General features: G+C 48.8%; 21 protein-coding genes. 5 read left to right on the plus strand and 16 right to left on the minus strand.

Going from position 1 to position 23,271, the window contains the following annotated elements:
• Positions 1-13: 13 nt before the first annotated feature.
• The 3 genes from ccpM to IEY53_RS21890 all read right to left on the minus strand — a co-directional run bounded on the left by ccpM (position 14) and on the right by IEY53_RS21890 (position 3,554).
• Positions 14-1,444, minus strand: coding sequence for a Cys-rich peptide radical SAM maturase CcpM (gene ccpM, locus IEY53_RS21880; RefSeq protein WP_189028797.1), 1,431 nt, complete (start codon positions 1,442-1,444; stop codon positions 14-16).
• Between the two features lie 81 nt (positions 1,445-1,525).
• Positions 1,526-1,693 (minus strand): CLI_3235 family bacteriocin precursor, encoded by a 168-nt coding sequence (locus IEY53_RS21885; protein WP_189028799.1) that lies wholly within the window; start codon positions 1,691-1,693, stop codon positions 1,526-1,528.
• A 106-nt stretch (positions 1,694-1,799) separates the two neighbouring features.
• Positions 1,800-3,554 carry an ABC transporter ATP-binding protein gene (locus tag IEY53_RS21890; protein WP_189028801.1) on the minus strand — a complete coding sequence of 585 codons (1,755 nt, stop codon included), beginning with the start codon at positions 3,552-3,554 and terminating at the stop codon, positions 1,800-1,802.
• A 360-nt stretch (positions 3,555-3,914) separates the two neighbouring features.
• Here IEY53_RS21890 and IEY53_RS21895 point away from each other — a divergent pair, with 360 nt between their 5' ends.
• Positions 3,915-4,739 (plus strand): phosphatase PAP2 family protein, encoded by an 825-nt coding sequence (locus IEY53_RS21895; RefSeq protein WP_189028803.1) that lies wholly within the window; start codon positions 3,915-3,917, stop codon positions 4,737-4,739.
• A gap of 517 nt (positions 4,740-5,256) precedes the next feature.
• Here the strand turns inward: IEY53_RS21895 and yajC are convergent.
• The 9 genes from yajC to IEY53_RS21940 form a co-directional block, all read right to left on the minus strand.
• Positions 5,257-5,568 carry a preprotein translocase subunit YajC gene (gene yajC, locus IEY53_RS21900; protein WP_189028805.1) on the minus strand — a complete coding sequence of 104 codons (312 nt, stop codon included), beginning with the start codon at positions 5,566-5,568 and terminating at the stop codon, positions 5,257-5,259.
• 42 nt (positions 5,569-5,610) lie between these two features.
• Positions 5,611-6,747 (minus strand): tRNA guanosine(34) transglycosylase Tgt, encoded by a 1,137-nt coding sequence (gene tgt / locus IEY53_RS21905; RefSeq protein ID WP_189028806.1) that lies wholly within the window; start codon positions 6,745-6,747, stop codon positions 5,611-5,613.
• Positions 6,748-6,767: 20 nt separating this feature from the next.
• Positions 6,768-7,796, minus strand: a complete 1,029-nt coding sequence (gene queA, locus IEY53_RS21910) for a tRNA preQ1(34) S-adenosylmethionine ribosyltransferase-isomerase QueA (protein ID WP_189028808.1) — start codon at positions 7,794-7,796, stop codon at positions 6,768-6,770.
• A 9-nt stretch (positions 7,797-7,805) separates the two neighbouring features.
• Positions 7,806-9,938, minus strand: coding sequence for a SpoIID/LytB domain-containing protein (locus IEY53_RS21915; RefSeq protein ID WP_229696283.1), 2,133 nt, complete (start codon positions 9,936-9,938; stop codon positions 7,806-7,808).
• Positions 9,939-9,941: 3 nt separating this feature from the next.
• Positions 9,942-10,949: a Holliday junction branch migration DNA helicase RuvB gene (gene ruvB, locus IEY53_RS21920; RefSeq protein ID WP_189028810.1), complete on the minus strand. Its 1,008-nt coding sequence runs from the start codon at positions 10,947-10,949 to the stop codon at positions 9,942-9,944.
• A gap of 41 nt (positions 10,950-10,990) precedes the next feature.
• Positions 10,991-11,605 (minus strand): Holliday junction branch migration protein RuvA, encoded by a 615-nt coding sequence (gene ruvA / locus IEY53_RS21925; RefSeq protein WP_189028812.1) that lies wholly within the window; start codon positions 11,603-11,605, stop codon positions 10,991-10,993.
• Positions 11,602-12,105, minus strand: a complete 504-nt coding sequence (ruvC, locus tag IEY53_RS21930) for a crossover junction endodeoxyribonuclease RuvC (protein WP_189028814.1) — start codon at positions 12,103-12,105, stop codon at positions 11,602-11,604. Before ruvC ends, ruvA begins: the two co-directional genes overlap by 4 nt.
• A 205-nt stretch (positions 12,106-12,310) precedes the next feature.
• Positions 12,311-13,126 (minus strand): BofC C-terminal domain-containing protein, encoded by an 816-nt coding sequence (locus IEY53_RS21935; RefSeq protein ID WP_189028816.1) that lies wholly within the window; start codon positions 13,124-13,126, stop codon positions 12,311-12,313.
• Between the two features lie 48 nt (positions 13,127-13,174).
• A complete protein-coding gene (locus IEY53_RS21940) occupies positions 13,175-14,419 on the minus strand; it encodes a serpin family protein (RefSeq protein WP_189028818.1) in 1,245 nt (414 codons plus the stop codon).
• A 236-nt stretch (positions 14,420-14,655) separates the two neighbouring features.
• Between IEY53_RS21940 and IEY53_RS21945 the strand changes: the two genes are divergently transcribed.
• From IEY53_RS21945 to fabV, 3 genes are all read left to right on the plus strand, one after another.
• A complete protein-coding gene (locus IEY53_RS21945; protein ID WP_189028820.1) occupies positions 14,656-16,110 on the plus strand; it encodes an alpha/beta hydrolase family protein in 1,455 nt (484 codons plus the stop codon).
• A gap of 38 nt (positions 16,111-16,148) precedes the next feature.
• Positions 16,149-16,532, plus strand: a complete 384-nt coding sequence (locus IEY53_RS21950) for a MerR family transcriptional regulator (protein ID WP_308424242.1) — start codon at positions 16,149-16,151, stop codon at positions 16,530-16,532.
• Positions 16,533-16,637: 105 nt separating this feature from the next.
• Positions 16,638-17,828 (plus strand): enoyl-ACP reductase FabV, encoded by a 1,191-nt coding sequence (fabV, locus tag IEY53_RS21955; RefSeq protein WP_189028823.1) that lies wholly within the window; start codon positions 16,638-16,640, stop codon positions 17,826-17,828.
• 103 nt (positions 17,829-17,931) lie between these two features.
• Here the strand turns inward: fabV and IEY53_RS21960 are convergent, their stop codons facing one another.
• On the minus strand, positions 17,932-18,840 hold the full coding sequence (locus IEY53_RS21960; RefSeq protein ID WP_189028825.1) for an NAD(P)/FAD-dependent oxidoreductase: 909 nt from the start codon (positions 18,838-18,840) through the stop codon (positions 17,932-17,934).
• Between the two features lie 77 nt (positions 18,841-18,917).
• Positions 18,918-19,319 carry an RrF2 family transcriptional regulator gene (locus IEY53_RS21965; protein WP_189028827.1) on the minus strand — a complete coding sequence of 134 codons (402 nt, stop codon included), beginning with the start codon at positions 19,317-19,319 and terminating at the stop codon, positions 18,918-18,920.
• 165 nt (positions 19,320-19,484) lie between these two features.
• On the opposite strand from IEY53_RS21965, the gene IEY53_RS21970 reads away from it, so the two are divergent.
• Positions 19,485-20,402, plus strand: a complete 918-nt coding sequence (locus tag IEY53_RS21970; protein ID WP_189028908.1) for an aldo/keto reductase — start codon at positions 19,485-19,487, stop codon at positions 20,400-20,402.
• Between the two features lie 120 nt (positions 20,403-20,522).
• Here the strand turns inward: IEY53_RS21970 and IEY53_RS21975 are convergent, their stop codons facing one another.
• Together IEY53_RS21975 and ilvB are read right to left on the minus strand one after the other, a co-directional pair.
• Complete coding sequence (locus IEY53_RS21975; RefSeq protein WP_189028829.1) at positions 20,523-21,044, minus strand: hypothetical protein; 522 nt, start codon at positions 21,042-21,044, stop codon at positions 20,523-20,525.
• A 457-nt stretch (positions 21,045-21,501) separates the two neighbouring features.
• Complete coding sequence (ilvB, locus tag IEY53_RS21980; RefSeq protein ID WP_189028831.1) at positions 21,502-23,181, minus strand: biosynthetic-type acetolactate synthase large subunit; 1,680 nt, start codon at positions 23,179-23,181, stop codon at positions 21,502-21,504.
• Between the last annotated feature and the right edge of the window lie 90 nt (positions 23,182-23,271).

Here is a 23,271-nt window from a genome sequence, read left to right on the forward strand (position 1 = left end):
AAAAGATCCTCCTTTAGTAATTTTTACTTACTTTTATCATGTCACTTCTAAAGCCTAAATCTTTTAATGTACAAGCGTCCTTTAGCATTTCTTCAAAGTTCCGTCTTGCATTTACACATGCTTGTTCTTTAAGTTCCTTGGATAGTCTTTCTTCTTCATCTCCGCTATCCGCCATAGCAGCACAGACAATGCATCCTCTAAAAGCAAAACAATTCTTACATTCTTCCTCGGTAATCTTTCCAACATTCAGTAATTTGTCTACTTTTTCAACATTTAATCCCTCAACCACATTACCAATCTTCATAATTTTTGAATTTTCATTAACTCTTTCACATGGAAAAAAATCTCCTTCAGTGTTCATAAATAATCTAAGTTGACCTGGTATACATGGTCCTGCATGGTGGCTTTTTTCTAGAAGTGGGTAATATGATTTACTTGAGTCATTTATAAAATCAATTAATAAAGCATTAGAACTTCTCATTAATTGAGAGTTGTTTTTATCAGGAATCTCCTCAAACAAGTGGAGAAAATATTTGAATTTATTGTATTGCCATTCAGATATAAAATCTTCATTCACTTCGACTTTCTCTTTTCGATAATGATCAGAGATTATTGACCCCATAATTGCAGTTTCTTTAAAAAAATCTTCCTCGTCAGCTACAAATTCATTTAAACAGTTCAAATCGATTGAAGGATCAATTACCATAGAAAATTGGATATTTTTTTTAAAATCCGGATATTTCAGTTCTATACTTTTAATATTGTTATATACTGTTTCAAAGGTACCACAGTTATTAGTAGCAAATTTCCTATTTTTGTCGTGGATATCTCGAGGACCATCTAAGCTGATAGTTAAATGAATATTAAATTTAGAAAAAAATTCTATTTTCTCATCATTTAATAAACTACCGTTGGTAGTCATGCTGAAAGTTACTATTTTTCCATCTGAAGCTTCAATCGCATATTCCATGCTTTTTTTAATCAATTCAAATTCAATTAGTGGTTCTCCCCCATAAAAACTGATATTGATGTTCGAAGAATCTTTTGAGCTATCAATTAGAAAGTCTATTCCTTTTTTAGCTACTTCCCAGTTCATTCTTTTGCTTGAGTGGTTTCGGTTGTCATATCCACCAGAATAAACACAGTAATCACATCGAAAATTGCATTGCTGAGTTAGTTGCAAATTTAACTTTTTTATTTTATTACTCAAAATATCTTCTAACATTTCCGTCGCAGGATGTTCAATCACCTTCACCCTATTTGATGAAAGAAATCCTTGTTCTTGAAGAGTATAAAGTTCATGATTTAAGAATTCTTGATGATCCTTTAGTATATTGAAACTCTCCTCTGAGATATTTACAATTTTATGTTGATTGATATCAAAAAAATAAAATTTGTCCATATTTTTAAATACATGTACAAACGGACTTGAACCTTTCCCCATATCAAACACCCCTATTCATAAAAATATATAAAACGGGGGGGCCCCCCCGTTTTGATAATTCAGATAACTAAAAACCTTCCCTTAATAAGCTGCATTAGACGGATAGTTATGACCATTGCTGCTTGAATCACCATCACCCCATGAAAGCCAATTCCCACACTTACATACTGCGCACCAGCATAAACAACTGCAAGCATAAGCCTCAATAGTATACCTTTGTTCATGATTCTTTTTATTCAATTTTTTCATTTTATAATTCTCCCTTCTTTTGTTACTATTTTTATTTATATGAACCCTTATGTTTGCGCGCGAACATAAGGAAACATAACTTCAATGAAAATTTTATTAGTATTTTTTATCTATTTTTCATAAAATCCAATTCCTCTTTGTACAACCTTTGGTACAAAGAATCAACTTTCATTAGATATTCATGTGTTCCTTGATTTACTATCTGCCCATTATTAACAACCATAATTTCATCAGCATCTATTATATTTAAAAGTCTGTGGGCAATAATTATGACTAAATGATCATTTGATAATTCATTAATAATTTTTTTTGTACTGAATTGAGAATCATTATCTAGAGCAGATGTGGCTTCATCGAATAAAATAATCTTAGACCTTTTAAGAATCGCTCTTGCAAATGCAATGCTTTGTCTTTGCCCTCCAGAAAGGTTTCGAGCACTATTTAATAATTTTGTATTATATCTTTCGGGTAATGTATTAATAAATTCATGTATGTTCACTTTTTCACAAGCATTTATAATATCTCTCATACTGCTTTGTGGATTTGCAAGTAATAAATTCTCTTTAATAGTCAGATTAAATAAAGTTGGTTCTTGTCTCACCACAGCTATATTTTTCCTCAGAGAAATTTCATTCAGTTCTTTTATATCAATACCATCTATTGTAATTTTTCCTGTTAAGGGGTCATTAAATCTAGTAATCAAATTGAAAATTGTACTTTTTCCAGCACCATTTAAACCAACCATTGCATATTTTTTTCCTGGATTTATATCTAAATTTAAGTTTTGGAGTACAGTATTTTGTTTTTCGTAATTAAAGTTAACATTTTCAAACTTTATTTCCCCCTCTAATGAGTCAATATCTAAATCACCAAATTCTTCAACAGATTTATGATCTATCAGATCGTAAACTCTTTGCAACGAAACTCCTGCTTTTCGGAGACTTAAATTTATTTTGGTAAGATTTGAAAGAGATCTCAAGAACTGTTGACTATACGATGTAAAGGCAATAAAATATTCTACTTTTAAATTCTCCTTAAAAATTAAATATGCACCCACAGAGTACAGTACAATCTGTGTAGTATAATTGACTATTAAACTTATATTCCCCGCTAATGTAGATAGGATGTTCATGTCTATATTTAATTTTTTTATTCTTGAACTTAACTCTAGGAATAAATTTACTCTTTCTTTCTTTACTCCTAATGCTTTTATTTCTTTAATCCCTGCTAAAGATTCTTGTACTACTGAGAAATATTCATCATATACATTCATTGTTGTGGTATTTTTTTCTTTCAATAGCTTTCCAAATTTTAAGTTTATGTAATAGGTTAATGGAAAGGAGATTATTGTAATAAATGCTAAAGTAGGACTAATCGCAAATGCAATTATACCTACAAAAACAACTTTTAAAATATCAAGGCTAATATTGATAAATTCTTGAGTTATTAAATTGGAAATAGTAGCTGTATCTTCATGCAACCGTGAAAGAAATCCACCTTGCCCAATATCCTCAAATGCTGAAACCTGCAAATTCATAATTTTCCGAAAAATACTCTCTTTTAAATCGTATATAATATTTTCATTTAAGTAACTGAATAAAAAAGTTTGAACATAATTTAAAATGATCTGAAGAGAATATATGATAATTATGTAAACTATCAATTTTATTATATGTTGATAGTCCTTAGAGAATAATCCTGTTAAAAGCTTCCCCCAAATTAAGGGCTCTATTAAACTTATCCCCACACCACTTACTAAACAAATTATAGAAAACAAAAATCTAAGTTTATAAGGTTTTAAAAATTTAATTGATTTTGAAAATAATAAACGCAAACTTGTATCAAATAAGTTAGGTTGCAATATTGTTACCACCTTAGCCTCTTAGATTTTTTCTATTATTTATTACAACATAATGTTTTGCTAAGCTTAAAATATTTGTAATCATTTGTCAATATTTAGTATTTTATATAAGTATATTGAATTATCATGAATTTTCAATTCACTAATTACTTTTTTTGTTATTTAATCTATTTTAATAAATGTGTAAGAAAAGAATTTTCGCAATTAAAACTCTTGTACAATATTATGAAGCCTGCGGAGATTATTAATAGAAATAAATCCTAATAGACAAAAGCATTTTTTCCACTGAAAATATGTTAAAATGAGTTCATCTCACTATGAGGAATCAAGGGGGCGTCGATCGTTTTGCTTTACCAATCAATGAATCATATCGTTTTATACACTGTATTAATTGTAATCCTGCTGTTATGGGTTGGCTCGAAACGCAATCCAATTCTGGCTTTAGTATCAATGGGCAAAGAGCTTCGGTCCTATAAATTTCTTATCCTGCTTGCTGCCGTCTTCGGAGTCCTCACTCTGAATAAATACGAACTGCAAATTGAGGAGAGGATGCATCTTACTTCTGATTTCACCCCTTTCGTCTTTGGATTGGAAGGTCATTTTGTCCAGCAGCTTCAGCAGCTTTTTTATAGTCCCTGGCTCACACCGGTGATTGTATTTTTTTACATTTTCATGCTGCAAGCCGTCCTCGCGGCATCACTTGGTATTTATGCGCTGGGGAACCGTGTAATGTTGTATGCAACCTGTTATGCGATAATATTGAATTATGCCATCGCTATCCCGTTCTACCTGTTTGTACCGGTCAACGAAGTATGGTCCTATGCGCCGGCAGGTGTCAAATTCACAATGCTTGATGCCTTCCCTAGGTTCGAGCAGGAATACCGGCAGCTCTCCGGATTGAACAATTGTTTCCCAAGCCTGCATACTTCCATCTCCGTTACTGTGGCACTGCTCGCTTTTCGTTCAGGCAACCGGATCTGGATGGTTATTTCAAGCATCTCGGCAGCCTTCATCGTCTTTGGTATTTTCTATCTTGGCATACACTGGCTGACGGATATGATTGGCGGCGTACTGCTGGCTGTGGTCTCCACCTCACTCGGGGTACAATTCTCCAAGCTGACCCTGCGCAGCGGTGATCCAGCACTTGCCTTGCAGACCCGCGCTTCCCGCGCCAATATACGTTAATTCTTCTATAGCATCACTGACAGAAGAGGTTGTTCCATAACTAGATTTTATACGACAGAGACAGCCCTTCTTTATTCCAGTAACCGTAAAAAGTCAACAAAGCAGCGACCACCTCCTGTATTGGAGAATCGCTGCTTTGTGCTTTTTAAAAGGGCTCAAATCCATAGTCAGCGGTTGACTTGGTGCCGGCAACAACTCGTCACCGGGACCGGCTGTGCAAGGAAGCGGACACAGGTGCTCTTATTGTATGATCTCTAGCCCAAAACAAGGGTCCATGGAGCATTAACGGCTCCTGAGTCCGTCTGACCAGAAAAATGAGCTTATTTCGCGAAATAACGCTTCTCCGGTCCGCTAAACCTAATAAATTAAATCTGGATACAACAGCGATTGTAACAACGGTCCGTTTGCGGTGCGTCCACACAAATACCCATGTCCTCCAATATCCATAAAATCAAAAAGACTGCTCCGCGCCTTAACAGGCTGGCGGAACAGTCTCATGACTAACTAATATTGCATACTACGCTTTTTCATCCGCATCCGGAGATACAGAGTGACTGATAGAACCCCGGTCAAAGGTCAATTTGGTGACATCATTTACACGAAGCACCACGATATCATCGGAAATCTCCATGATCGTCCCGTGAAGGCCACCAATAGTGACCACCTTATCGCCCTTCTTCAGAGCTTTCAACATCAAATTGCGTGTTTTTGTTTTCTTCTGCTGCGGACGAATCAACAAGAAGTAGAAAACAACAAACATTAGTACAAACGGGCCTATAAGACCCAGTAAGCTACCCCCACTTGGTGCTGCTGTTGCATATTGAAACATAATTCTCCCCCCTTTCAAAGTGCATTAGCGCACAATCAGTCCTTAAAAGCCTTTAAGATTATCATATAAGCCGTATTGTGCAAAAAACTCATCGCGAAAATCAAGCAGCCGATCTTCTCTGATGGCTTCACGCACTTTACGCATTAGTTCCAACAGGAAGTGCAAATTATGGTATGTCGTCAATCTTAGACCGAAGGTTTCATCGGCTTTGATCAAATGGCGCAAATACGCGCGGGAATAATTCCGGCATGTGTAACAGCTGCACTCCGGATCAAGCGGCCCGAAATCACGGGCATACTGTGCGTTGCGTACAACGAGTCTTCCCTGACTGGTCATCGTCGTTCCGTTGCGGGCAATACGGGTAGGCAGAACACAGTCAAACATGTCCACTCCCCGGATCGATCCTTCCAGCAGCGCATCCGGTGAACCGACGCCCATTAAATAGCGCGGTTTCCCTTGCGGCAGCAGCGGAACCGTATAATCCAGCACTTCATACATTAGCTGCTTGGACTCTCCGACGCTGAGCCCTCCAATAGCATACCCCGGGAAATCCATGGAAGTCAAATCAGCCGCACTCTGACGGCGCAGATCCTCATGCATGCCTCCCTGAACAATCGCGAACAGTCCCTGATCCTCTGGACGGGCATGGCTTGCAAGGCAACGTTCCGCCCAGCGTGTCGTACGCTCCAAAGACTTTTTGACGTAATCGTATTCGGCCGGATAAGGCGGACATTCATCAAAAGCCATCATAATATCAGACCCCAGGGCGTTCTGAATTTCCATCGCCACTTCCGGGGAAAGGAACTTCTTGTCTCCGTTCAAATGGGAGCGGAAATGCACACCCTCTTCGGTAATCTTCCGCATATCGCTCAGCGAGAAGACCTGAAAGCCGCCGCTGTCGGTCAGAATGGGACGGTCCCAGTTCATGAATTTGTGCAGGCCGCCGGCCTCGCGGATAATGTCATGGCCCGGGCGCAGGAACAGATGGTAGGTATTGCTCAGAATGATATGGGCATCCATCTCTTTCAGTTCTTCCGGGCTCATCGTTTTGACCGTGGCCAGTGTGCCTACAGGCATAAAAGCCGGTGTCTCAATAACACCGTGTGGAGTATGGACTCTTCCGAGCCGGGCTCCGGATTGTTTGCACGTTTTGATGTGCTCATAAGTAATTGCTGCCATTGTTTAACCCATCCTCTTACTTAATAAATGAACATCGCATCTCCGAAGCTGAAAAACCTGTACTTCTGCCGGATGGCTTCTTCGTAAGCATTAAGAATATGCTCACGGCCGGCCAGCGCGCTGACCAGCATCACCAAAGTGGACTTGGGCAGATGAAAATTCGTAATCAGTGCATTGACGACCTGAAAGGTATATCCCGGATAGATGAAAATATCCGTCCATCCGCTGCCTGCTGTCAGCGGACCGCCTTGGCATTGTCTGCCTACAGTCTCCAGGGTGCGGCATGAGGTCGTGCCGACGGCAATAATCCGTCCGCCTTTTTGTTTGGCCGCGTTAAGCACGTCCGCCGTCTCTTGCGACAACACATAATATTCGGCATGCATCACATGCTCTTCGACTTTATCTACAGACATTGGACGGAAGGTGCCCAGACCCACATGAAGCGTAATGTACGCTACCGTTACGCCTTTGGCTTCAATCCTTTGCAGTAGCTCTTCTGTGAAATGAAGCCCGGCTGTCGGTGCAGCGGCTGAACCCTCGTGACGGGCGTAAACCGTCTGATACCGTTCCCGGTCATCAAGTGTCTCTTTAATATACGGGGGAAGCGGCATTGTTCCCAGTCTGTCCAGAATTTCGTGAAAAATTCCATTATAGATGAAGCGCAGCGTCCGGCCACCCATATCCGCTTCTTCTTCAATAACTGCCCTCAGCTCATCCCCGAACACAATGACTGCTCCGGCCTTCAGCTTTTTCCCGGGTTTGACGAGTGCCTCCCAGCGGTCTTCCCCGAGATTCTTGAGCAGCAGCACTTCCGCCTTGGCACCCGTATCTTCCTTCACGCCGAACAGACGGGCGGGAAGAACGCGGGTATCATTCAGCACAAGGGTGTCGCCAGGCAGCAAGTGGTCGATAATATCCGTAAAATGCCCGTGAGACAATGCTCCCGTCTCCTTCTCCACCAGCAGCAGCCTTGAAGCGCTGCGGTCAAGGAGCGGTGTCTGGGCAATTAATTCCTCCGGCAAATCAAAATCATACAAGTCTACATTCATGGTCAGTCTTCATTCCTTAACTATAGTAACGTTATGAAAATAGTGTTGCAATATCTTCTTGTAATCATACCCGTTGTCCGCCATTCCTTTGACACCCCATTGAGACATGCCAAGTCCATGGCCATATCCCTGGCCAACGAACAGAAATCCCGGACTGCCGGTGATTACCCGGGCGGCAGTATCCCCGCCCATCACTACGGTTCCGCTGCCGCCAACCGTAACTTTTCCGGAGGCTGACAGCACTCCCGCACTCTGCGAACTGCCGATGGTTGCGGTTGACCCGTCAGCGCCTAATACAGTATAACTGCCGGGTGAAACAATATCAAACAAGGTGCTGGGCAGTCCGTTGAACGTGGAGCGGAACAGATCGGGGTATTTCACCTGCACAATTTCACCGTTGGCTTTGACCTGCATCACCCGGCCTGAAGGACCTCGCTGGGTAACCTGCAGGCTGGAAATCGAAGAAGGCAAGGAACTGCCCGCCTTTCCCTGCATACTCTTCAGCAGTTGTGCAGACGTATAAGGCCCCTTGATCCAGCTGTAGCTCCCCGATTCGTAGACCTTGTCCAATACGATGGCATTTTCGCCCGGGTTCAGCTTGCCCACAGCACTTACACCGCTCTCGACAACGGGCAGCGGACGGATGTTCACATCCTTGGTTGTCGCCGTCACCACTTCCAGACCGGCTGCCGTCTTGTCTCCTGTAAGCTTGAGGTTGTCTTCACGGGCATAACCCGAGGTTCCATTCGCCAGCAGTACGTAGTACCACTTCTTGGCTGCTGCGGCAGCAGTATCCTCCGGGCTCGGCACACTGACAAATACCTCTCCGCCATTGCCCCACACCTCAGACGGGTCTGCCGTTACACCTCCGCTGTTGGAGGAAAAGACGGCCTCAACGATTTTGCCGCCGTTCATCAGCACTTCTCCGGCGGTGGCATCCACAGCATTAATAATGGTAGGAGCCTCTGCTCCCATCCCGTTATATACCTGGCTAAGCGTCGTATCGACCACATTCGCCACTTCAAACCGGTTGCCCTGCGACAGTGCATAACTACGGGCAGCCACCGCCTGGGCCTTCAGCGCCTCTGCCGGCCAGTTCGAGGATACTTCTCCGCCGACCACCGCATATAAATATTGCTCCAGCGGTACTTCATTAATCACGGCAAGCGAGCCGTTCAAAGCGCTCAGCTCCAGATTCCCGCGATAGATACGTCCCGATCGCTCGGTAACCTGAATACCGGCTTCATTGCCGGCCGCGATAAATTTGGCTCCACTCCCGGATATTGTATAATGGGCGGCTTGGGCTTCGCTCTTCCAGTCCATTCCTGCATCCATGCGGACCTTGAGTCCGGAAGATGCAGCCGCTCCCGCAGACAGCACAAGCTGCGGAAGCGCAGCAGTTACTTCTGCCCTCAGCGCCGCCAGCTCACTGTCACTGGCCGCTTCGCCGATCCAAACCTCAAACGGCGCAGAGCCTTCTCCCGCTGCTGCCAGCACCACCCAAGCGTCGAATCCGGCAGCCGTAATGCCGCCAAGTGCGGCTTCGGCCTCCTGCTGGCTTGCATAAGCTCCGGACGTCAGATGGTTGCCGCCTTTGACGGCCGGAGTTTGGCCCGCCGGGATCGCCAACCCGGCTTTGCCTACACGGGCAAGCCCTTCCGCAGCAGCCTTTTCGCTGGCATATACGCCGGTATACAGCTGATACACATTACTCCCGTTCCTGGAAACTACGAATAACTGCGGTTTGTCCGATGTCGATTGCAGCTTTCGGGCCGCTTCGGCAGCAGCCTGCCAGGAGGAAGATTCCAGCACCTTTACCCTGTATCCGTCAAGACTGGCCCGGACCGGGTTCTTGGCCGGAACAGTCAGCGAGGCCCCGCTTCCGGGACTTGAAGAGATCGTAAAACTTTGCCCCGACTGCAAAGTCGCCAGCGGGATCGTAGATTTATATTTACTTCCAATATCCGCATAAAGTGCAACCCGGATGGTGCGGTTCGTCTCTGCCTGAGTGGGTCCAGCCGACATAAGGAAGCTCCCGGCCGCTATTACCGCCGTGAGCAATCCCTTGGCCAGCGGAGCCCATCCTCTCCATTTCATACCTGCCTGCGTCATCTCTGCATCCTCCTCATCATTGTGGTTCATGGTTCAGGGCTGCTCCGGAGGGAGCGGCAGTCCCAGATGGTGATAAGCCGCAGGGGTTACGATTCTGCCGCGCGGCGTGCGCTGCAGGAAACCAATCTGCAGCAGATAGGGTTCATACACATCTTCAATCGTTTGGCTCTCTTCACCTATGGTAGCGGCAATTGTATCCAGCCCAACCGGGCCGCCGCGGAAGCTTGCAATCATGGAATGCAGCATTTTATGATCGATGTTATCCAGTCCCCGCGGATCGACCTGCAGCAGCTTCAGCGCTTCGGCAGCGATGTCCGGCGTAATAATCCCATCGCCGCGCACCTGGGCGAAATCGCGGACCCGCTTAAGCAGGCGGTTCGCGATCCGCGGGGTTCCCCGCGCACGCAGAGCTACTTCTTCAGCGGCATCGCCCAGAATCTCAATGCCCAGCAGCTCGGCATTGCGGGATACAATAAAGCTCAGCTCATCAATCGTATAGAACTCCAGACGGCTGACCACCCCGAAGCGGTCGCGCAGCGGCGCGGACAGCAGTCCGGCTCTTGTGGTCGCCCCAATGAGCGTAAACGGCGGCAGGTCCAGCCGCACCGAACGGGCGCTTGGACCTTTGCCGATCATAATGTCCAGGGCAAAATCCTCCATGGCCGGATACATAACTTCCTCCACTGTCCGGTGGAGGCGGTGAATCTCGTCAATGAAAAGAACATCACCCTCCTGCAGATTGGTGAGCAGTGCCGCCAGATCGCCCGGACGTTCAATTGCCGGACCTGAGGTGGTCCGCAGATTCACGCCCAGCTCGTTGGCGATAATGTTCGCCAGCGTGGTTTTGCCAAGACCCGGAGGTCCATACAGCAGCACATGATCGAGCGCTTCGCTTCTCATTTTGGCGGCTTCAATATAGATCTTCAGGTTCTCTTTCACCTGGGTCTGCCCAATGTATTCTCCCAGATAACGGGGACGCAGACTTAATTCTACCGCCTGCTCTTCCATCATCAAATTTGCGGATATGATCCGGTCGTCCATTTCTCCATCGCTCCCCTTTCCTCAGGATGCTCTGACAGGCTTTATTTCGCTACATACAGCAGCTTCAGCGCCTTCTTCATCAACACATCAACCGTACCGTTCTCTTCCCCGTCCTTCTTCAGGGTCAGCCAGACACGGTCCAGCTCGGTCTCGGTATAACCCAGCGCTTTAAGACCGTCACGCGCCTCCTGCCAGGGCAATACGTTTGCTTCTTCCTGCGGCACGGCGAACAGGCCCGTCTGCATGGAAGCCAGGCTCAGGCCATCCAGCTTGTCCTTCAAATCAAGAATCATGCGCTGTGCCGTCTTCTTGCCGATGCCCGGCAGCTTCGTCAGGAACGTAATATTCTCCTGATAGATGGCCGAGATCAATTGATCCGGCGTCCCGCCGGTCAGAATGCCCAGCGCCACACGCGGGCCAATGCCCGATACCTCGATCAGCTTGCGGAACAACCGTTGTTCCTCCCGGGTCGGGAATCCGAACAGCAGCGTGGCATCCTCACGGGTCTGGTAATGAATGTAGATCATCACGGGACCTTCCGTTTTGGCAAAAGCATAGGGATTCGGGCAGAACACCCGGTAGCCTACACCCTGCACATCCAGCACCACGTACTCCGCTTCCAAATGAACAACCGGACCTCTTAAAAAATCTATCATTTTCGCAATACCTCATTTAATTTGGAATTTAGACTGTAGGAATGGGCGTGGCACACGGCAATCGCCAGCGCATCCGCCACATCATCGGGCTTCGGAATCGCCGACAGCTTCAGGAACATCTTGACCATTTCCTGCACCTGCCGCTTCTCTGCCTTGCCATAGCCGACAATGGCCTGCTTCACCTGCATCGGCGTATACTCTGCTACCGGAAGTCCACGCTGCACGGCGGCCAGCACGAGCACCCCGCGCGCCTGTGCTACCGGCAGAGCCGTCGTCACGTTGCGGCTGAAGAACAGCTTCTCCAGCGCCACCGCATCCGGTTTATATTTATCTATCAATTGCACCATGCCTTCATACACATGCAGCAGCCGTTCTTCCTCGGGTGTATGTGCCTCTGTCTGGATGCAGCCGTACTGGACAGGTGTTACCTTATGGCCTTCCTTATCTACAAAACCGAAACCGACAATGGCCAGTCCCGGGTCAATCCCCAAAATACGCAACCCTTATCTCTCCTCTATTTCAGGGTGAATCCGGACCATTTAAATCCCATTCCTCCGCCCCTGAAGCGAACATATGTATTCCTTCTACCCATTATAGCAAAAATCATCTGCCCCGGAGACATAAAGTTTGCCGCCCCGGGCGAAAAAGCCAAAAAAGGCCCGCGATGCCGTTTGGCGCCACGAGCCTTACCCTTTTTTTCTTCCGCTACTCCCTGTTCTGCATAACCTGCTCCGCACTGTCCCGCGCATAGTCGCTGAACGTGGACAACACACTGTTATATTCCTCAATGTCCTGGACACGGATACCTTCCTGCAGCTGTCTCCACATGTCCTCGGGCAAGGAAGACTTCATCGAACCCATATCCAGCTGAAAAAAAGTCTTCAGCACCTTTTCATCAACCGGAGGCCCCTTGAACAGCTTCAAATTGCCATGCTCATCAACGCCGATATAGGCGTCCCTTTTGGTCAGCGGGGAAAGATCATCCACTCTTTTTTCCAGCCAGAGGTCGCCTTCCGGACTGATCCAGCCGTCCCAAGCTGCATGCTCTGCAATCAGCACCTCCAATTGCTCCGGAGTTTTTTTGCCTTTCAGCGTCTGAATCTCTTCACCGGATACATAGGTTGTCTTCAGATGCACCGTGCGGCTGATGCCGCTCCCCGTAAGGGTCTGGAGCAGTTCCTCCTGTGACAAAGACCTGCGTTTATCCTCCTCAGTATTCTCGCCCGCTTTAAAAACGGGAGCCGTCCCGTCCCCTTGATCATCGTCCATTTGTGTCGAGGTACGCAAGCTGTCAAAAGTATCAGTTACTGTTGAGGCGGAATCCGTCAGCAGACCGCTGATTTCCTTCGGCACCTGCATGCCGCGCCAGGCCAGAACGGTCAGGACGGCACACGCCGCACCCACCCACAGCGCTTTTTTCCAACGTCTCCAGCGCCGCCAAAGCTGTTTTTTCAAGCGAAAAGCGTTCACGTTAATCCCTTCATTCTGCTTTTTTCCTATTGTGACCTGTGAAGGGATCATTTATGCGTTTTCTGTCAAATTTCGCTTTACGCAGGAAACTTGAAGTTCTTATTTCGTCACCGTAGGGTCCTCTATCTCCCCAAGAAACAGCCACAGCCCGGTCTGGGCATCCTCTACCGCATAGAAAAAGGGTCTGTCGACTATCATCTCAAACGGCCCGTCGACAGGCGGAGCGGAGCCCGCTCTTGTGTCGATAAGTGTCGAAGCCGCTGCTTCCGTGCCGCGTTCATTGACTTCAATCCAGCTCTGATGCACAATCCGGCTGATGTAGATAGGGTCCGGGATATCGGCCATCCGCGAGAAATTCCCTGTCCGGGGATCAAAGGCATGCTGTACCCCAAGTGCCTGCACTGCTTGCTTAAGATCCGTTCCGTAGCCGGATTGGAACCGGGGGAGCCGAATCTCCCCGCTTCTTTCGCCGAAGCCCTGCTTTCCCGGAAATGCTCCGTCCTTAAGCTGCGTCTGTAGTTCTTCAAGCGAAAAGTCTGCAGCCGGCAGAATAACGAGCATGTCCATCTGCCCTTCGCCGTAAGGGAGCTTAACCGCCTGCCAATCCTCGCTTTGCGCGTACAGGTAGCTGCCAGATTGCTGCATCATATCAACTTGCACAGCGGGACCTGCCGCAGGATGAAAAGCAGCGGGCTTCGTCTTTTCCTTATTAAATTCCTTCTTCCACCCTGCTTTAAAATATACGGCATTTACCAGCACGGCTACAGCGTTGTTTCCAGGAGGCTCCCTCAGGATATCCTTGATCTTATGTGCGGTGTTGTCAGCTACCCATTTATTGATATCTTCGACGCCTTGAGCCCCCGCCAGATCCGTAGTCCGGTGCTCTGCACTGTATTGATTCTGAAGTGTCTGAAGATAATCCTTACGTAGTGACAGCTCTTTACGGGTCCATACTGAATTCGCCAAGCTCAGTTGTATCCCGTCTCCCGTATGATTTAGCAGCTCCATCATTCCACTATGGTCAGCATTAAGCTGCTCCCGTTCCGAAGGAGCGTAACCAAGCAATGTCCCAAGCTCCTCCGACGTCTCCGCATCGCTGCCGTTATAGGCCAAAGCCATAGCCGTTCCAATACTGTAAGGAGACAAGCTCAGGTTCCCCGCTTCCTCCTTCCTGAGCTGGCTGAACAATTCCAGGCCCAGCCTGTTGGTTTGCTGTACAAGCCGTGAATCCAGCACAGCTGCCGCCTCCTTTCTCTGTTCAATAGTCATCGTATCCGCTTCCCCCCCGGTGCAGCCTGATAGCAGCAGCACGCTTGCCGCAAATGTGATCCATCTTTTTCGCACACCATCCCCCGTTCCTGGAGCATCGCTCCCTCTATCGTGAGTGTATCCCCTTACGTAAATCGACGCAGGAAACAGGTAAAGGTTGCAAGGATTTTCCAAAGAAAGAATACTCTTACCCTGATTATGCCTCCAGAGCTTGACCTTGAAGTATACTTCAAGGTTTATGCTGGCTTTATCAACTCCGCTTCTCTTGTAAACAAAGAGCAGCCGAGATCAAAACTGGAGGTATTTGCACAATGAAACTGCTTGATATTCCCCTTATTCTGGTCAGCCTGATTGCCACAGTCGTACTTCTGCTGCGCACGAGAAACCGGCGGCTAGATACATTCTTATTGTCGGGACTCGTACTGGCTTTACTGCTGCATGGGACGCTGGACCATTTGCGGCTGCAAATGGTTCCGGTATATGCCGTTCTGCTCACCCTGATTGTTGTTCTGATCCTGAGAGTGGCCAAACCAAACGCCCAGACCCGATCCCGGTCAATATGGAAAAAGACACTGCTCAGCGCAGCCGTGCTGGCGCTCACTGCTGCCTCGCTGTATTTGAGCTATCTGCTCCCGGTCTTCTCCATGCCCGAACCGACAGGAGGTTATGCTGTAGGCACCATTTCCCGGCAGCTGACGGATTCCGGCAGGGAAGAAACCTTAAGCACAGCCCCAAATGACAAGCGGGAGCTGATGGTGAATGTCTGGTACCCTGTCGATGCGAAACAAGCCAAAGGACTGGCTGTAGAGCATTACCCGGCAGCGCTGGGAGATGCCATCAGCCTCGTGTTCGGTATTCCCAGACAGCTGTTCGGCTACGTCACAACGATTCCAACCCATGTTGTGGAGGGAGTCAAGGTAGCCGCTGCCGAAGCCGAATATCCGGTGCTGCTCTTCTCACCCGGTGTGCGTTCTACCCGGTTCCAGAGCATGACCGCTATTGAGGAACTGGTCAGTCACGGCTACATTGTAGTCGGCATTGACCACCCCTACACGTCCGCCAAAGTCACTTTTCCGGATGGACGGGAAGTTCTGTATGTGCCTGAACCAACGTTCCCCACATCGGCTGGCCTGTACGAGAATAACGTCAAGGGCGTTGCCGTCCGTGCCGCAGATGCCAGCTTTGTGCTCGACACACTGACAGAGTGGAATGCCGACGACCCGAATGGCCTGTTCACCGGGACAATGGATCTGGACCGTGTCGGCATTTTCGGGCACTCGTACGGCGGCGCAACAACAGCCGAGGCTATGGCTATGGACCCGCGCTTCAAAGCAGGTGTAAGTCTGGAAGGAGGTTTCTGGGGAACCGTCTCCCACACCGGCCTGAAGCAGCCTTTTATGTACCTGATGACCGGCAATACAGCCAAAAGCCTTGACCCGGCAGAGGCCCAAAAGGACAAAGTGTTCTATGAGGAGTTTGCTCCGGACCTGGATTCCGTGATGCAAAAAAGCACCGGGGATACCTACTACATGACCATCGACCATTTGTTCCACCAGAGCTTTACGGAGATTGGGCTGCTGTCCCCTGCCCTTTTTGCCAAAGAGATGGATCCTGTGCATAATATTGATATCACACGTTCGTATGTAAGAGCCTTCTTCGATCAATATCTGAAGGAAGAACAGCAGCCGCTGCTGCAAGGGCCCTCGCCCCAATATCCCGAGGTAAAGTTTGATGAGAAGTACACCAGGCACGGACAGCAGCGCTAAAAAAGCCTAAGCAGACGGGAGGAACGATTGTGGACGGAATGAAACGCGGCGAATTGGCAAAACGGACCGGAATCAGTACAGCCACCATCCGTTATTATGAGGATCAGGGCATCCTGCCAGCCCCGAAGCGGGGGGAGAACGGGTACCGTGTGTACTCTGAGGATTATCTCGTCAAGATCAAGTTCATTCGGGATACCCAATCGCTCGGTTATTCGCTTAAAGAGATCCGGGAGGCGCTGCAGATGCTTGGCACGGACATGGTGATTGAAGACCTGAAGTCATTGGTGCGGAACAAGATTGTTGAAATTGAGGATAAAATTCAATCCCTGCGCACTCTGCAAGCGATGCTGTCCGGTCTGCTGGAGACCCCGGAGACAGAAATCTCCAACTATATGTCGTCTTTCCGCAACTCCAACGCCTGATGTAAAGTTTCAATTTAAATGCACTCTTTGAATAACTAAATATTGTTTGCTATACTTCTACTGAAGTATAGGATTGTTTAAATATAAACTAAAGGGGATTTACCTATGATTATTCAGCCCAAAACCCGCGGCTTCATTTGTACAACCGCCCATCCGGAAGGATGCGCCAAACAAGTTGAGGAACAAGTTGACTACGTGAAAGCCCAACCGGCTATTAAAGGCCCCAAAAATGTGCTTGTTGTCGGAGCATCGACCGGATACGGGCTGGCTTCGCGGATTACCGCAGCTTTTGGGTCAGGCGCCAATACGGTCGGCGTTTTTTTTGACAAAGCTGCCGAAGGACAACGTACGGCAAGTGCAGGCTGGTACAACTCTGCAGCCTTTGAGCAAGAGGCTCAGGCCCAAGGACTGAAGTCATTCAGTATTGTCGGAGATGCCTTCTCGGATGGCATAAAGTCTGCAACCATAGAGCTGATCAAGGCTGAGCTTGGCACCGTTGATCTGGTAGTCTACAGTGTTGCTTCTCCACGCCGTACCCATCCGGTAACCGGGGAGACCTTCTCCTCCGTCATTAAGCCGGTAGGGGAAGCTTATACGAACAAAACCCTGAATTTCCATACGGGTGAAGTCTCTTTCACTACCATTGAGCCTGCCACAGAAGATGAAGTAACCCAAACTATCGCAGTCATGGGCGGGGAAGACTGGAGGTTGTGGATTCAACAGCTCTCGGAAGCCGGAGTGCTGGCACAGGGCGCCACAACCGTTGCTTACTCCTACATAGGTCCGGAAATCACTCATGCGATCTACCGGGAAGGCACCATCGGCAAAGCCAAGAACCATTTGGAACAGACGGCTAAAGAGCTGCATGGGCTGCTTAGCCGAAATGGCGGACGTGCCTTTGTCTCTGTAAACAAAGCTTTGGTCACCCAATCCAGCTCGGCGATTCCGGTAGTTCCACTGTATATTTCCGCACTTTATCAAGTCATGAAGGAAAAAGGCCTTCATGAGAACTGCATTCAGCAAATCTACCGCCTTTTCTCGGAGCATTTATATCCGGCAGGCGAGTCTGCGCTGGATGGCAGCGCTCTGATCCGGATTGATGATTGGGAGATGCGCGCAGATGTGCAGGAGGAGGTCATGAAGCGCTGGAGCGAACTGGAGACCGGCAATGTAACCGAGCTGGCCGATCTGGAAGGCTACCGTGAAGATTTCTTCCAGTTGTTCGGCTTCAAAACCGCAGGTGTGGATTATGAGGCGGATGTGGACCCGGCTGTAGCGATTCCTAATCAATCCTAACAAACGTTCATCATACAACAGAGGGTGCCCGCAAGCCAGTTCAGTTTGAACTGGCTGTCAGGCACCCTCATTATTATGGGCCCGATTATGGTCCCGGAGTTAATTATTGTCCTTTCCATTCCTCTTCGATCAAATCCGCATTGACCGCCATTGCAGCCTTGCTGCCTCCAGCAGCTGCCATAATCAGCTGCGAGGCCATCGTCTCCGCAGCATCTCCAGCCGCATACACCCCCGGAACCGAACTTCTTCCGAGTACATCTGTAACCACCCCGCCGGCTTCCGTCAGCTCACAGCCCAAATCTGCCCCAAAGGTCCCCTTGGGGATCAATTTCGGTATAATGAAACCTCCGGTTCTTTGAAGGCTTGTGCCATCCACAAATTGCAGTTCCTCCAATAAACCGTCGGTCCCCTTAAAAGCAGCAATGGGTTGTTCCATGATGCGGATGTTTGCGCGGCCCAGTTCCTGTTTCTGTTCCTCCGAAAAGACTTGGTGTCCGTTTGTGCAGACTACCAGATCTTTGCTCCAGTTGTACACGGTTTGGGCCATATGGAACGCACGCGGCTCTTCCGCAATCACAACCAGAGCCTGATCTCTCAGCTCCCAGCCATCACAGTAAGGACAATTGAACAGACTCTGCCCATAGAACTGCCGGAATCCGGCGATCTCCGGGAAACTTTCCTTGAAGCCGTAGGCCAGAATAACCTTCTTTGTCCGGACGCTCCCGCCGGATTCTGTCACAACCTCAAACCCGCTGCCCACGCTGCGGATCGCCGCCACCCTATGCTGCCAATGTTCCACTGACGGGTAACGCAGTACCTCTTCGTAAGCGATTCTGCGGAATTCTGCCGGTTTGACTCCATCCCTGGTCAGAAAACCATGCGACGCATGCGTCACCGCATTACGTGGCTGGGCATCATCGAACAGTGCCACCTTCCGTCTTGCTCTGCCCAGTACCAGGGCAGCATTCAGGCCTGCCGGTCCGCCGCCGATAATACAACAATCGTACATCATTTTAGTTAACCTCCTCCATTATAATCAAAGACTTTAAAGACTAACTATGTCTGTGATTTGTCCGAAAAAAACTATGGCTATTGGGCCACAGTAAATTTCTCGGCCAGTGCGCTGAGCTTAGTATCCTTCAGATGCTGCTCCATCATGCCTTCGGCCTGCACCATCACCTGCTGAATCAGACATTCGGGTCCGTGATTGAGCGAACATTCAAATAAGGATGCTGTTCCCTCTATAGCGTGAATAACATCGAGAAACGAGATGTCATCCTGATTCCGCTTAAGACGGTATCCTCCATTGGCTCCGGAAGCCGATTCAATCATCCCGGCCTTGACGAGTTTGGTGAGAATTTTGGACAGATACGTAGGTGACACGGATTGCTTGTCTGCCAGCTGCTGTACCCCAACCGGCTTATCGGGCGATACAGCAATTAGGTACAGCATCGTATGCAGTGCATAATTGGTTGCTTTGGAATACTTCATAGTCCACCTCGATTCCAGACTTTGTGAGTCTATAATAGTTCTAATAATACCGATTGTCAAGCTGTACTCCGCTACGATCAGCAGAAATTGCCTTGGATTAAGGCTTTGTGCTATTGTTTGGGGATACACGGGTCAACCTATATTTGAAGGAGTGAATTCATCTTGGTGAAGAGAATAAGTGTAGCGAGCGGAATATTGGACGTCTCACAGATTTCCCTCGGCTGTATGCGCATTGCAGAGTTGTCTGCTCAGGAAGCTGATCTCCACATCAATAAAGCCCTGGAGGCCGGGATCGACTTTTTTGACCACGCCGATATTTATGCCGACGGCCGGGCGGAGGAAGTCTTCGCCGAGGTGCTGAACCAGAATCCGGGGATGCGGAGCAAGCTGATGATCCAGAGCAAATGCGGGATACGCCAGGGTTATTTCGACTTCTCCAAGGAGCATATTCTGCAGTCGGTGGAAGGCAGCCTCAAACGCCTGAAGACCGATTATCTCGACGTCTTGCTGCTGCACCGCCCGGACACCTTGTTCGAACCGGAAGAAGTTGCTGAAGCTTTTGACATTCTGGAGCAAAAAGGAATGGTCAAGCATTTTGGCGTCAGCAACCAGAATCCGCTGCAGATTGAGCTGCTTAAGAAAAAGGTTCAACAGCCGCTCCTGTTCAACCAGCTGCAGCTGAGCATTATGGTCACTGGCATGATCGACGCCGGGTTCAATGTCAACATGACCAACCCCGCATCTGTTGTTCATGACAACGGAATTCTGGAATACAGCCGCCTCCATGATATGACCATTCAGCCCTGGTCGCCTTTCCAATACGGATTTTTTGAGGGCGTATTTCTGGACAATGACAAGTTTCCTGAACTGAACCGGGTCATTGACCGGCTGGCAGAGGAAAAAGGGGTGGCCAATACGGCCATTGCCATTGCCTGGATTCTCAGACATCCGGCCACCATGCAGCCGATCGTTGGTACAACCAACACGCAGCGCTTGCTGGATATGGCCAAAGCTTCGGAGATTACCCTCACCCGCCAGGAGTGGTATGAGATCTACCGGGCTGCCGGCAATAAGCTCCCTTAAACGCCTGGCCTTCGTCAATCCCTGCAATTTGTTCTTAAACAGCACACAGCCGGGCTTCGCAAAATTGGAGGCCCGGCTGTTTATTATTTCTGGAAAGCCTTCAACTCTTCAACGCTTCACTCACTTCTCCAGTTCGGCTTCCTTTTGCTCCAGGAGTTCTGCATATTCCTCTTTATATTGGTTCAACTTACTTTTCAGGTCTGTGTTATCGGGATCGGCTTTCAAAGCACTGCTGGTAGTGAGGATACTGTCAACTACAGTATCTATTTTGTTGTCAATGGCATTGATTTTGGTTCGGGTCACCGTAGAACCGGACTCCGGTGTGAAGACGGGAACAGGAGCAATCACGGCATTTCCGCCTTTATCGGCTGACTTCCCTGGGGAAACCGTGCTTTTTTCGTTCAGGCTGATATTTCTGCCCGCTACCGATACATTGTAGCCCGCCAGCTCTCCGATGGCACGCACCGGCGCATAGCTTTTTCCATCAATGACAATAGCCGAGTCGGCCAGCTTTTTTCCGTACACAGTTAAAGTATACTCCGCTTGTATTTTCTTACCAACCAGTGATGAAGAGGATCCGAGTGCCTGCGCACTTACCATAAGAAGCGCACCGGCAATAAACCCGGCTGTCATCTTTTTCATACGAACACTCACTCCCCGTAAAATGCTATATTCATAGTTTAACATTTTACGGACTCCTATGGGAAATACACGAAAGATTTGACTCCTCAGATCAGCGGCCGTTAGCGGTTCTAATGTATTTAGTGCAGCACGATTGACCTGGGATGGCTTGAATGTCGATTCTGATGTATTTTGTGCAGTATAAATTTAGAAAATTGCTGTTTTTCGCCCTTTTCCGCCGTTCCTGATGCATCAAATACAGTCAAATCGAAGAAAAGCCAGGTTTACCCGCATTCCGATGTACAAAATGCAGCCAAACCCTCTTTCCTTCTTTCCTTCTTTCCCTCTTTCCCTCTTTCCCTCTTTCCCTCGTCTAACTTGATACTCCGGCTACCTCTCGACCAGAAAAAGATTTCGGGTTCTGCGTAGGTTCCGGCCAGCTTAAGACATTAAGACTGGTGAAGTGTGAAGCACTATACTAGCCTTCTATCAGATCCAGGTTGCCGGCACCGGGAGGAACAATCGGATAGACGTTCGTCTCTTCCAGCACACTGAATTCCATAATCGCCGGGCCCGGGGTACGCAAGGCCTGCGCCAGGATCTCTGCGGCTTCCTGTATAGTTTCGGCATGATATCCCTGAGCTCCGAAGGACTTTGCCAAGGCTGCAAAATCGGGCGAACTGATGCGCACCGCAGAATAGCGGTTGTTGAGGAACATCTGCTGCCATTGCCGCACCATCCCCAGGTAGCCGTTCTTGAGAATCGCTACCTTAACATTCAGCCCCAGGTCAACGGCGGTCATTATTTCCTGCATATTCATCTGAAAGCTTCCGTCTCCGCTGATACATAACACCTGCCGTTCCGGAAAGGCCACAGCCGCACCGATCGCCGCAGGGAACCCATAGCCCATGGTTCCCAAACCGCCGGAGGTCAGCAGGGTGCGCGGCTTGGAGAAGTAATAATGATGGGCTGTCCAGATCTGGTGCTGTCCAACATCAGTTGTAATGATGGTATCCTCTGCCGTAGCCTGATCGATGCAGCGGATAACCTCCTGGGGCGTCATTTGCCCGGCGGCAGTTTTGGGGTCAGGCAGCAAAGGATGTCTGCTCCACCCGGAAATTTGCTCCTGCCACTCCGGATGGCGCATCTCCGTCAACTGTGCCAGCAGTCCCTCGAGCACATCGGCAACCGGGCCGCAAAGCGCCAGATCAATGCCGATATTTTTGCCGAATTCGGCCTCCTCCAGATCCACCTGAATCTTGTAGGAGTCCGGCGAGAAGGCCCGGCGCTGTCCGGTGACCCGGTCGCTGAAACGCACCCCCAGGCAGATCAGCAGATCCGCAGCCTGCACCGCCCGGTTCGCTGCTGCGGTTCCGTGCATCCCTACCATGCCAAGCTGCAGCGGATGCCGGGACGGGAAGGCACCGATGCCCATCAGGGTGGTTGCCACCGGCAGATCGCAGCGCACGGCGATCTCCTGCAGCAGGGCCGGACTGTTGCCGGCTACACAACCTCCACCTACCAGCAGCAGAGGTTTGCGGGCCTGCCGCAGCCTGTGTGCAACCTCCCCCAGTTCTGCAGAGCTGATGTTCCACTCCGCCCGGTACCCGCGGATTTGCACAGGGGCTCCCGGCATCAAAGGTGTATAGCTGACCGGTGTCCGGTCGGTCATCACATTTTTGGGCAGATCAATCAGTACAGGGCCCGGGCGGCCGGAAGCCGCAAGATGAAAGGCCTCCTGAATAATCCGCGGCAGCTCCGCTTTGTTCATTACTATGTAATTATGTTTGGTGACCGACAGGGTCATGCCAAAGATGTCTACCTCCTGAAAGCTGTCCAGTCCAATCATGTCGGTGGGGACCTGTCCGGTCAGGACCACCATCGGCACCGAATCCATAAATGCTGTAGCAATGCCCGTGATTGCATTGGTTGCTCCGGGACCGCTGGTCACGAGCGACACCCCTACGCGTCCTGTCGATCTTGCGTAACCGTCAGCCGCATGGACCGCTGCCTGCTCATGGCGGACGAGAATATGCTGTATGCTCCCGCAATCAAACAACGCGTCATACACCGGCAGCACCGCTCCTCCGGGATAACCAAAAATAGTATCCACTTCCTGTTCCAGCAATAGCTGAATCAGCAACTCCGCTCCTGTCATTCCCAATCCGCTCCTTATCCTCTTCTAGTCTGAATGAGCCTTTGGGACAGTATAGATGGATCAGGCGGTACACCTGTGTGACCGCAGTCA

This window comes from Paenibacillus albidus, from assembly GCF_014644435.1.
GTDB lineage: Bacteria > Bacillota > Bacilli > Paenibacillales > Paenibacillaceae > Paenibacillus_AQ > Paenibacillus_AQ albidus.

Bases quoted from the DNA above. Each gene is read 5' to 3' on its own strand.
- ccpM (WP_189028797.1), bottom strand. From the start codon at position 1,444: ATGGGGAAAGGTTCAAGTCCGTTTGTACATGTATTTAAAAATATGGAC.
- IEY53_RS21885 (WP_189028799.1), bottom strand. From the start codon at position 1,693: ATGAAAAAATTGAATAAAAAGAATCATGAACAAAGGTATACTATTGAG.
- IEY53_RS21895 (WP_189028803.1), top strand. From the start codon at position 3,915: ATGAATCATATCGTTTTATACACTGTATTAATTGTAATCCTGCTGTTA.
- yajC (WP_189028805.1), bottom strand. From the start codon at position 5,568: ATGTTTCAATATGCAACAGCAGCACCAAGTGGGGGTAGCTTACTGGGT.
- tgt (WP_189028806.1), bottom strand. From the start codon at position 6,747: ATGGCAGCAATTACTTATGAGCACATCAAAACGTGCAAACAATCCGGA.
- queA (WP_189028808.1), bottom strand. From the start codon at position 7,796: ATGAATGTAGACTTGTATGATTTTGATTTGCCGGAGGAATTAATTGCC.
- IEY53_RS21915 (WP_229696283.1), bottom strand. From the start codon at position 9,938: ATGAACCACAATGATGAGGAGGATGCAGAGATGACGCAGGCAGGTATG.
- ruvB (WP_189028810.1), bottom strand. From the start codon at position 10,949: ATGGACGACCGGATCATATCCGCAAATTTGATGATGGAAGAGCAGGCG.
- ruvA (WP_189028812.1), bottom strand. From the start codon at position 11,605: ATGATAGATTTTTTAAGAGGTCCGGTTGTTCATTTGGAAGCGGAGTAC.
- IEY53_RS21935 (WP_189028816.1), bottom strand. From the start codon at position 13,126: ATGATCCCTTCACAGGTCACAATAGGAAAAAAGCAGAATGAAGGGATT.
- IEY53_RS21945 (WP_189028820.1), top strand. From the start codon at position 14,656: ATGAAACTGCTTGATATTCCCCTTATTCTGGTCAGCCTGATTGCCACA.
- IEY53_RS21950 (WP_308424242.1), top strand. From the start codon at position 16,149: ATGAAACGCGGCGAATTGGCAAAACGGACCGGAATCAGTACAGCCACC.
- fabV (WP_189028823.1), top strand. From the start codon at position 16,638: ATGATTATTCAGCCCAAAACCCGCGGCTTCATTTGTACAACCGCCCAT.
- IEY53_RS21960 (WP_189028825.1), bottom strand. From the start codon at position 18,840: ATGATGTACGATTGTTGTATTATCGGCGGCGGACCGGCAGGCCTGAAT.
- IEY53_RS21965 (WP_189028827.1), bottom strand. From the start codon at position 19,319: ATGAAGTATTCCAAAGCAACCAATTATGCACTGCATACGATGCTGTAC.
- IEY53_RS21975 (WP_189028829.1), bottom strand. From the start codon at position 21,044: ATGAAAAAGATGACAGCCGGGTTTATTGCCGGTGCGCTTCTTATGGTA.
- ilvB (WP_189028831.1), bottom strand. From the start codon at position 23,181: ATGACAGGAGCGGAGTTGCTGATTCAGCTATTGCTGGAACAGGAAGTG.